Origin of the sequence: Aphanizomenon sp. CS-733/32 (assembly GCF_028330045.1) — a bacterium.
Classification (GTDB): domain Bacteria; phylum Cyanobacteriota; class Cyanobacteriia; order Cyanobacteriales; family Nostocaceae; genus Dolichospermum; species Dolichospermum gracile.
This window is the reverse complement of record NZ_JAQMSE010000190.1, coordinates 1-6,829: the sequence shown is the minus strand read 5'-3', so window position 1 is coordinate 6,829 and position 6,829 is coordinate 1. Positions and strand designations below refer to the sequence as shown.

General features: G+C 38.3%; 6 protein-coding genes. 1 reads left to right on the top strand and 5 read right to left on the bottom strand.

Annotated elements, in window-relative coordinates; all coding sequences use genetic code 11:
• Positions 1-476: 476 nt before the first annotated feature.
• The 4 genes from PN471_RS23495 to PN471_RS15270 form a co-directional block, all read right to left on the bottom strand.
• Positions 477-776 (bottom strand): DUF4351 domain-containing protein, encoded by a 300-nt coding sequence (locus PN471_RS23495; protein WP_370567227.1) that lies wholly within the window; start codon positions 774-776, stop codon positions 477-479.
• A 41-nt stretch (positions 777-817) separates the two neighbouring features.
• Positions 818-1,129, bottom strand: a complete 312-nt coding sequence (locus PN471_RS23490) for a hypothetical protein (protein ID WP_442867160.1) — start codon at positions 1,127-1,129, stop codon at positions 818-820.
• A gap of 165 nt (positions 1,130-1,294) precedes the next feature.
• The gene (locus tag PN471_RS15275; RefSeq protein ID WP_271777583.1) at positions 1,295-1,984 is read right to left on the bottom strand and encodes an acyltransferase; all 690 of its coding nucleotides are present in this window, start codon (positions 1,982-1,984) and stop codon (positions 1,295-1,297) included.
• Between the two features lie 708 nt (positions 1,985-2,692).
• Positions 2,693-2,821 carry a hypothetical protein gene (locus tag PN471_RS15270; protein WP_255540000.1) on the bottom strand — a complete coding sequence of 43 codons (129 nt, stop codon included), beginning with the start codon at positions 2,819-2,821 and terminating at the stop codon, positions 2,693-2,695.
• Between the two features lie 743 nt (positions 2,822-3,564).
• Between PN471_RS15270 and glgP the strand changes: the two genes are divergently transcribed.
• On the top strand, positions 3,565-6,129 hold the full coding sequence (gene glgP, locus PN471_RS15265) for an alpha-glucan family phosphorylase (protein WP_271777582.1): 2,565 nt from the start codon (positions 3,565-3,567) through the stop codon (positions 6,127-6,129).
• A 113-nt stretch (positions 6,130-6,242) separates the two neighbouring features.
• Here the strand turns inward: glgP and PN471_RS15260 are convergent, their stop codons facing one another.
• On the bottom strand, positions 6,243-6,626 hold the full coding sequence (locus PN471_RS15260) for a hypothetical protein (protein WP_271777581.1): 384 nt from the start codon (positions 6,624-6,626) through the stop codon (positions 6,243-6,245).
• Positions 6,627-6,829 lie beyond the last annotated feature (203 nt).

Here is a 6,829-nt window from a genome sequence, read left to right as displayed (position 1 = left end):
TGGGTTTCGGGCATTTTAACGTGATTTTTTGATGATTTTTGAGCGCTCGCTATTGAGCAGAAGTTAATCACCAAAAGCCTGAAACGAGGGATTTTCGTTCATGCACATCATGGTGAATTTGTACAGTGCGTAAGTCCTAAATATTTTACCGAAAACTCTCATATCTCGTCTGTTTATGCCAAAAAACAACCGCCTCCATGATGGTAAGCGGTTCTGCACAATTCAATAGACATCTCCAAAAAAGTAGAGACGTTCCATGGAACGCCTCTACTACAAGGGTTTTGTGTCAAGCATCTTTAAACTCGGCCTATGTTTATTAAATAGAATTTTAAGATAGTTCTTCCTTATCAATCCCATGATAACAAATTCAAAATCAATTGTCAAGCCCCAAATCCCAATTTTCGGCGGGAAAAATCAAAAAGTTTTTAATTCTTCATAAAGTCATGAAAACATCATAAACGGTCTTTTGAAAAAGATTAGCTAACAGATTGTAACCAAGTTTGTAAATCTGTAACTGAGGTAAAATCTAACAAGGCTTCTCCTAATTCCTCCAGTTGTGCAACCGGTAATTTTTGGACTTGTTGAATCAATGATGAGTCCATTGTACCAATGCGGCGATTTAACTGACGGATAATCAGAAGTTGTTCTCCTTGTTGCAGTCCTTCTTGTAGTCCTTCTTGTCTAGCGAGTTCTCGCTCTTGTTGATAAAGTGGTGCTAATCTCATAATCAACTCCCTATCTTCTGCTTCTATTTCTGGACTTTGATTTATTCTCAAGTTCTGTTGCAGGTTGTAAAGTAATAGGACTTACGCAAGATTCATGGAATAACGAACCACAGAGGCACAGAGGTCACGGAGAAATGAGGATTTGAGAGACATTTTGCGTAAGTCCTGATTTCTTCTGTTGAGGCTGGGTTGCGAAATGGTTCAAATATGGCTAGTGTGGTGGCTAGTTTACCTAATAAACCTAATGATGCTATATCCGCTTTTTGTTCAAGAAATGGTGTAAATAATACGTCTATTTCCCGTACTTCTCCAGATACATGACTGGGTGCTTCTACTTTTCCATAAGGTTTTAGCAGTTCTTCTAAATAATCTTTGGCGAATTGGTCATGTATAAATTTCGTCATTTATTCGACCTTTGCTAATACATATATTAATTTAACATTTTTGGGGTCATGGCGATCGCATCCCACATCTGTGTTATTAGTTAACCATGAAAGAGAGGTTCCATCCCAGGTAAAGGGGAGTAGGGGGAGTAGGGGAAATATCTATTATCCATTACCTATTACCCATTACCTATTACCTATTACATTGGCAACACGATGTTTGATAACTTTTGCTGGTACACCTACCGCAATGGAATAAGGGGGAATATCTTTATTGACTACTGCACCTGCACCAATAATGCTACCTTCACCAATGGTAACTCCATCTAATACAGTCACACCATGTCCTAGCCAACAGTCATCTTCAATAGTAATTCCCTCACGAGTCACACCCTGCTGTTTCATGGGTAGTAACAAGTCTGTAAAAACATGATTATTGGCATAGATGCCACAATGAGAAGCTATCATACAGTTTTTACCAATGCGGATATCTCCCTGACCAGCAATACACACGCCAGGAGCTATATAAGTATTTTCATCAATATATATAGAAGTATTATCCATGCATCCAATGTCCACATTTCGCTCAATTGTGACTTGATTACTAATATATATTCTATTGTTTTGATGTCCTTTGGCATCTAAACGCACACCCTTGAAGATATTCACTCCATTCCCAATTTCAATAAATGAACTTCCAGTTATTTCCACTCCATGTTGAATAAAAACTTTATTACCCATGCTGCCAAAAATATTTTGATATACCAATCTTCTTAGCTGTGGTCCCATTGCAATTGTTGGTAAATCTCCCAATAAAGTAGTGATTAATAGTTCTTGAAATCTTTGAATTTTTGCAGGATATTTTTGTTCAATCATGATACATATCTCATCAATAAATCATTTCTAAGACAGAAGGAATTCAGGAAGATAAAAGATAATCTTCCTCAATACTAGAAGCAAGCAAATTCATCCATAAGACTCCCAAAATATCTACAAAGTTCCCAATTATGGCAATACATAAGTTTGCCTACAGTTGTCAATTGTGTACTCAATTACTGAAAAAATCTCGATTTAAACAGTTTTGCAATGATGTCTAAATAAGTTATTTGATCTAAGTTTAGACTCATTTTTATATGCACCTCTATTGAATTAATCAGCAACGTTAATCACCTTTTTCTGGGTTGCATAAATTCACTAGCTAATATCAGTGCATAGCAGTAGTTAGTCTCAGTTAATCTCTCGGCAAGTAATTGGACAGAACTAATGACACACACTGTTTTTTGTTCTCTGATAACCTGATTGAAGTTAATTTTGTCAAACTACTGATGAGATTAATTTGGTAAACATATCAACTTTTACTGTATCGGGAAAGTTGAGACAGTTGGTAATGCAACTACGAATACAGAAATATTCATGCAGATCAATTACCAGGAATTTTTGCTATGTTTTTTCCACAAATTGTCTTAAATATTTGTGTTTTCACAACAATGAATTTCCGTAGGTATTAATAGTGCTAGAATCACTTCTTTTGTGTCACAATTTGATTTTTATTCAATTGGGATGATTATTTTTAAATAAAAACTACTATGGTGGAGTGTCTCCCACATCTGCCATGATGTTAAAATTCACCATTGGTGCAAACAAGAAGGCACTACCGCGACTGCTGTGGCGGCTTTCTTGTAAATAACTTGTAGAGTATACGGCTCTAATCATGTTGCACACAAATGATTTATAGACTAAGTAAATTACATTTCCAATTACAGAATTGTTGTTTGGGAGCAATTGCTATTAAGCATAACATATTTTCGATTGGGTGAACAAGTTTTATCAAAAAAGATTAAACGGCTTATGTGAATTAAATGCGGAAACCCTTGTAATACCGTTGATGATTCTGGAATTATCGTTCTAGAGAACTCTGGAAACCCTAATAAAACCACAATGTTTTTAACTCACATAAGGCGTATTAAGGTAATAAATACAGCAGAATTCAGCAGTAAAAATGGGTTACTGTTCGGCTTTGAATTTAGAGCGTGTACTTCATTAATCTGCAATTTGCTGTAATATATTTAGATCCCTGACTTGTGAAAGAAGTTGGGAATCTTGGATTTAGATTTACTCAATCAATAAAATTTAATTTGTTTTAATTAAGTTTGGACAAAACTGTGAAGTGATCTACTGGTAACAGAGCTTTGTGACCTGTTTGCAGTAGCACTTTGCGATCGCTATTTTGCCTATATACACAGCAGATAATTAAATTTTACTAAAACTTTAGCCATAAATCAGGAAACCCCGTAGACTCAGGACACCTTTTAGTTTCATGTTTATCTCTAGAAATTAAATAGTTGCCAATTCTTAACAAAGTCATCAAACGTTGACAAATACGGTATAAAGAGTTGGCAATATTAGGTAAAAACAGTAAACAATATCCATAGCTGAACTTAAAGTTTTTCTAAACTATGCAGCCAATTCGTACTTTTAATGTATCTCCTTCACTACCCTCCAGACTAGAACCCCTGCGGAAACTAGCCTATAATCTCCATTTTGATTGGAATGTGGAGAGCAAAGACCTATTTCGGCGTTTAGATCCTGATTTATGGGAATCTACCCACCATAATCCAGTATTGATGCTGGGAACTATTAGTCAAAGCCGACTATTAGAAGTTGTTGAAGATGAAGGCTTTTTAGCGCAAGTAGATCGAGCAGCGCGGCAGTTAGAAGATTATTTGCAGGAATACACTTGGTATAAAAAACAAAAAAATCAGCATCAGAAGGAATGTTACGCCTATTTTTCTGCTGAATTTGGGTTAGTAGATTGCTTACCTATCTATTCAGGTGGTTTGGGTGTACTCGCAGGAGATCACCTGAAATCTGCGAGTGATTTGGGATTACCTTTGGTGGGTGTGGGCTTATTATATCAACAAGGCTACTTTGCCCAGTATCTTAATGCTGATGGTTGGCAGCAGGAACGCTACCTCATCAATGATTTCCATAATATGCCCTTGCATTTGGAACGCAACCCCGATGGTACAGAATTACGGATTGCGGTAGATTATCCTGGACGTAAGGTATATGCACGGGTGTGGCGTGTTCAGGTGGGAACCGTACCTCTGTATATGCTTGATACTAATATTGAGCCGAATAAGGCTTACGACCACGATATCACCGATCAGTTATATGGTGGTGATATAGATATGCGTATCCATCAGGAGATTATGCTGGGGATAGGTGGGGTGCAAATGCTCAAAGCCTTGGGCTATGAAGTCACTGCTTACCACATGAATGAAGGTCATGCGGCTTTCTCAGCTTTAGAACGCATTCGCATTTTGATTCAGGAAAAAGGACTGAATTACAGAGAAGCTAAACAGGTGGTGTCTTCTAGTAATATTTTCACTACCCACACTCCAGTTCCCGCGGGAATTGACTTGTTTGCTCCTGATAAGATCTTGCATTATTTGGGTTACTATGCAGATATTTTTGGTTTACCGAAAGAGCAGTTTTTAGGTTTGGGACGAGAAAATACTGGTGATTTGTCTGCACCTTTCAGTATGGCAGTTTTAGCACTGAAGATGGCGACATTCTCTAATGGTGTGGCACAATTGCATGGTGTTGTTTCCCGGCAGATGTTCCAAGGTTTGTGGCAGAAAGTTCCTGTGGAAGAAGTGCCAATTGCCGCCATTACTAACGGTGTCCATGCCCGCAGCTGTGTAAGTAAATCTACGCAAGAGCTATACGATCGCTATCTGGGTCCAAACTGGTCATCAGCACCACCAGATAGCCAATTGTGGGAACGCATGGATGCAATTCCCGATGAGGAGTTATGGCGGAATCACGAGCGCTGCCGTTTGGATATGGTGTTGTATGTTCGAGAACATTTAGTCAAACATTTGCGCGATCGCGGTGCTTCCGCTTCTGATATTGTTCAGGCACAAGAGGTGCTTGATCCTAACGTTTTCACAATTGGCTTTGCCCGTCGTTTTGCTACTTACAAACGCGCTACTCTCTGGATGCGTGATTTGGAAAGAATTAAAAAGATTTTACTCGCTAACAAAAACCGCAAGGTGCAGTTTGTGATTGCTGGGAAAGCACATCCTAAAGATATTCCTGGTAAAGAATTAATTCGGGATATTAACCGCTTTATCCGTGAACACCATTTAGAAAAACAGGTGGTATTTGTCCCTAACTACGATATTCACATCGCCCGCTTAATGGTAGCAGGTTGTGATATCTGGTTAAATACTCCCCGTCGTCCCCGTGAAGCTTCGGGGACAAGTGGCATGAAAGCTGCTATGAATGGTTTGCCAAATCTCAGTGTTCTTGATGGTTGGTGGGACGAAGCGGACTATGTTCGCACCGGTTGGGCGATAGGACATGGTGAAAACTATGATGATCCTAATTACCAAGATGAAATAGAAGCTAACGCCCTCTATGAGTTGTTAGAAAAGGAAGTTATTCCCCTATTCTATGATCATCGTGATGGTGATGGTTTGCCTCGTCCTTGGGTAGCAAAAATGAAAGATGCGATTCGGTTGAATTGTCCTTTCTTTAATACAGCCCGGATGGTGCGAGAATATGCAATGAGAGCTTATTTCCCGGCGAGCGATCGCTATCATACCCTCACCGTTGATAATTATAGCCCAGCCAAGGAATTAGCCGCTTGGAGAGCAAAATTAGGTGAACACTGGTTTAACATCAAAATCAAAGATGTTGACGTATCCGCAGCATCAGACATTGAAGTTAATCAAACTGTAGCGGTGAAAGCTAAGGTAGATTTAGCAACTTTGAAAAATGATGATGTGCAAGTAGAACTATATCAAGGCTCTATAGATGCAAACGGTGATATTGTCAATGCTGTACCTGTAATCATGGATTATCAAGGACAAGATCCAGAAAATTCCAGTCTTTATACCGCAAATATCACCTACACAACCTCTGGTTTGCAAGGTTTATCTTTGCGTGTCCTACCTCGAAATCAATACCTCTCTAGTCCCTATGAACCCAGATTAATCGCCTGGGCGGAATAATCTGTCCTATTACCAACACCTTATAAGCCTCCTCCTTGCTTGCGGGGAGGGGGTTGGGGGTGGGGTTTTACTACTGACTTCCGACTCCTGCTATAAAAACCGCCATAACAATTTTATTGTGTAACTTGAAGTAACCGATTTAAAACGACTTTACCTCTATCAATTACCTGAACACGAATATAATTGGGATCATTTGGTCGGTAAGTAACTTGATATTTTGTTCCATTATTATTCCAAGTATAAATTTGACGTTCGTGAGAACCAGAAGTAACAACACCAGATAAATTAATAGAAGTATTTTTGGGAATATGCTTCCCATAGTATTGATAGGAGTTATTGGTAAACTTTAAAGTCACCGTCCACTCTTGATCACTAAATGTATTATTGGGATAATTAAACTTTTGTACAGCCATAGCTTGGTGAGGAATAGCCGTATCCATAATTGCAGGTGTGGAAATTCCCAAAATTGCTGATAAAATGATAGCCTTAGAATCCATAATCTTCAATCTTTAATTTGCTAAACTTGTGACGTATTTTTGTACAGAAATTGCAATTCTCACTTACAGCAGTTTGAGATCAAACGCGGTACAAAGATGGTAAACTTTAAAGATGTAAAAAAAATAAAATAATTGAGATGTATGGCAGCAGCATATTCGATTGATATAAGACAGAAAATATTAAGTGCTTGGCAAAATAAAGA

Bases quoted from the DNA above. Each gene is read 5' to 3' on its own strand.
- PN471_RS15260 (WP_271777581.1), bottom strand. From the start codon at position 6,626: ATGGATTCTAAGGCTATCATTTTATCAGCAATTTTGGGAATTTCCACA.
- PN471_RS15270 (WP_255540000.1), bottom strand. From the start codon at position 2,821: ATGATTAGAGCCGTATACTCTACAAGTTATTTACAAGAAAGCCGCCAC.
- glgP (WP_271777582.1), top strand. From the start codon at position 3,565: ATGCAGCCAATTCGTACTTTTAATGTATCTCCTTCACTACCCTCCAGA.
- PN471_RS23490 (WP_442867160.1), bottom strand. From the start codon at position 1,129: ATGACGAAATTTATACATGACCAATTCGCCAAAGATTATTTAGAAGAA.
- PN471_RS15275 (WP_271777583.1), bottom strand. From the start codon at position 1,984: ATGATTGAACAAAAATATCCTGCAAAAATTCAAAGATTTCAAGAACTA.